Genomic DNA, 3003 nt, shown 5'->3' on the forward strand with positions numbered 1-3003 from the left:
TTATATTAGATGAACAAAAAGTAGAACTTAGAAGAAATGCTGGAATAAGATAAATTAAAGGAGAGTATTAATACTCTCCTTTAATTTATCTTATTCCAGCATTTCTTCTAAGTTCTACTTTTTGTTCATCTAATATAAATCTATATATTTCCCTTTTCTGTTTGTTATTTAAATCATCAAACCTTATATGATACAGATACTTACCATTTACAAAGTTTGTTCTTTTGTTTATTATCGTACTTTTTACTCTATACACTTTATTATCTAACTCAAATGTTATTTTAAGTTTTTTATTTACATATAAGTGCTCATTATTTTCCATAAGCATACCACCTACACTTATATCCTTAGTATTGCCACTATATAGTCTTGCTTCATTTAATGGCAATGTATAGGTAACATCTAAGTTTATAGGTAATCTAAAATTATCTCTTCTCTGTTTTTTCTCTATAGGAGAATTGATATTTCCTTTATAATACATAATATCATCTTTTATTATTCTTTCTGTTATGCAAATTTCAGTTATATATAATCCCGTATAGCTTATAAATTCTATTTCAATAATTTTACCTAAATTATATCTAATGATATTTTCTTCATCAATAGGACATCTAAAAACTACTTCTCTGTTATGTAGACTTTCTACATATGTTGTATACATCTTATTATGATAACTTATATGTATCTTCAAATCTATATCATCATCTAATATTTTGGCATACTTGCTTACAGATTCTTCTATAGACCTTTCCTTATATTTTAAAAATTTCTCCTTAAATAAATTAAATATCACTTTATTCCCTTTTTTCATATCTATATAACCCCTTTAATATAACCTATTTATTCTATTCAAATTATAGCACAAAAAACGACTTAAAAAGGAGCCTTTTTGTATACAAAATAGGACTGCCTTTTTATTAAAGACAGTCCATATAAATTATAATAACTTCTTATTCAATTATAGGACTTAATATTTCAAAATTATTGACATCAATAAGACCTTTATCCGTTATCTTCCACTTAGGACTAGTTGATAGTGCTAAGAAGGATAAATGCATAAATGGTGCGTGTATAGTACCACCTAAATCTTGACTTACAGTTTTCTCAAGACTTGCTATCTTTTCACTTACTTCACTACCAGTAAGCTCATCAGTTATAAGTCCACCAACTGGTAATCTTAATTCTTCTAATACTCTACCGTTATTTACAACAGCTATACCTCCACTCATTTCTATAACTTTATTTACTGCAACTACCATATCGGCTATATTAGTTCCAACAACAGTTATATTATGAGTATCATGAGCTACACTTTCTGCAAAAGCGCCTTTTTTGAGTCCAAATCCTTTTACAAATGCCTTACCTATATTATTATTTCTTCCATATCTTTCAACGCAAGCTATATATAATAAATCATTAGACACATCAGCTTCTACAACACCAGACTTAACCTTTGTTACTTCTTCTAAGCATTCTGTTAAGTTTTGATCTGGTATTGCCTTAATACATCTAACAGTTACTTCTTTTTTATCGCTTCTTATTTCTAAATCAGCTTCTACTAATTTTTCTCTTTTTACAGAGTTTTTAACAGTATTAGGATAAGTGTATTTTGGTAAATCTACTAAAAGCTCTCCATCTGTTGCAACTAATTTACCGTCTATAAATACAGCTTCAACATCCATTTCCTCTAAGTCATTTATTATAGCTATATCTGCTACTTTAGATGGTGATAATACTCCTCTATCTTCAAGATTAAAGTATGTTGCAGGATTTATAGTTACCATCTGTATTGCCTCAACAGGATTTACACCTTGTTTTATAGTTCTTTTTACTATTTCATTCATATGTCCTAATTTTTCAAGGTCTTCAGAAACCATATCATCAGTTGCTAGTATACATCTTCTAGAATCTAAACCTTCCTCTGTTACAGCTCTTATACATTCACCCATATTCTTTTGAGTAGAACCTTCTCTCATAAATACATACACACCTTGTCTTAACTTTTCTACACATTCTTCTTTTGTAGTAGTTTCATGACAAGAACATTTTCCTCCAGTACATATTATATGTGCCGCAAGTTCTTTTCCAAATAACTCTGGTGCATTACCATCTACTACTTTTCCTATACTTTTTGCATATGTAGTTGATGCTAATAAGTCAGTTATTACCTCTGGAGTATTTCTATATACATGTTTTGCATTACTAAATCCTTGAAGTTCACCTATTCCTATTATATTTTTATAATTTAGTAAATCTTCCATATCTTTAGAACTTACATCTACCCCTGCAGTTTCTAAGCTTGGGCAGTCTGGAGTAAGAGCAGGCACTACAAATCTAACATAATTTGGAACTTTATTTGCCTCATCTGCCATAGCTTTCATTCCAACTGGTCCTAGTGCATTTCCTATTTCGTGTGGATCTGCTATTAATGTAGTTGTTCCTGATGGTATTGAAAGTCTTGAAAATTCTGTTACTGTAAGCATACTACTTTCAAAATGCATATGAGAATCTATAAATCCTGGTGATAAATATTTACCTCTTACATCTACAACTAGCGTATCTTCTCCTATTAAATCTTCACAGTCTCCAATAAGTAATATGTACTTTCCTTTTATAGCAATGTCTGCAGTGTAAATTTCCCTAGTTAATACATTTACTACATTTCCCCCATACAAAACAACATCTGCATGGTGTTTATCACTCATAAGAGTATCTATTAACTCTTTATATTCCATTGCTTGTTTTATATATTTCAATGTTAATCCTCCCATACGTCTATATTATCAACAATCCCAATTATTGCAGCATTTATTGATGAATCATGTTTTTTAGCTGCATTTCTAGCTGCTGTTCCTTCTGTATATATAACTAACTCTCCAATTCCTGCTCCAACCGTATCTACTGCAATTAATGGTTTGCCTTCATATTCATTCTTGAAATTTAATGGTTGGGTTATCATTAACTTACTTCCTACTAAGGTATCATCTTTTCTTGTTGCTACTA

3 protein-coding genes are annotated in these 3003 nt (G+C 29.8%); all 3 read right to left on the reverse strand.

Annotation, left to right across the window (positions count from 1 at the left end):
• Nucleotides 1-85: 85 nt before the first annotated feature.
• Entirely contained in the window at nt 86-811 is a 726-nt protein-coding gene (locus tag VLM92_RS16165; protein ID WP_325277350.1) for a PilZ domain-containing protein, read from the reverse strand.
• A 139-nt stretch (nt 812-950) separates the two neighbouring features.
• Complete coding sequence (gene ade, locus VLM92_RS16170; protein WP_325277351.1) at nt 951-2756, reverse strand: adenine deaminase; 1806 nt, start codon at nt 2754-2756, stop codon at nt 951-953.
• Between the two features lie 2 nt (nt 2757-2758).
• Nucleotides 2759-3003: EutN/CcmL family microcompartment protein (locus VLM92_RS16175; protein ID WP_325277352.1), on the reverse strand; the 245-nt coding region annotated here is incomplete at its 5' end.

The sequence above is a fragment of the Romboutsia sp. genome, assembly GCF_035470145.1.
In the GTDB taxonomy this organism is placed as follows: domain Bacteria; phylum Bacillota; class Clostridia; order Peptostreptococcales; family Peptostreptococcaceae; genus Romboutsia_D.

Bases quoted from the DNA above. Each gene is read 5' to 3' on its own strand.
- VLM92_RS16165 (WP_325277350.1), bottom strand. From the start codon at position 811: ATGAAAAAAGGGAATAAAGTGATATTTAATTTATTTAAGGAGAAATTT.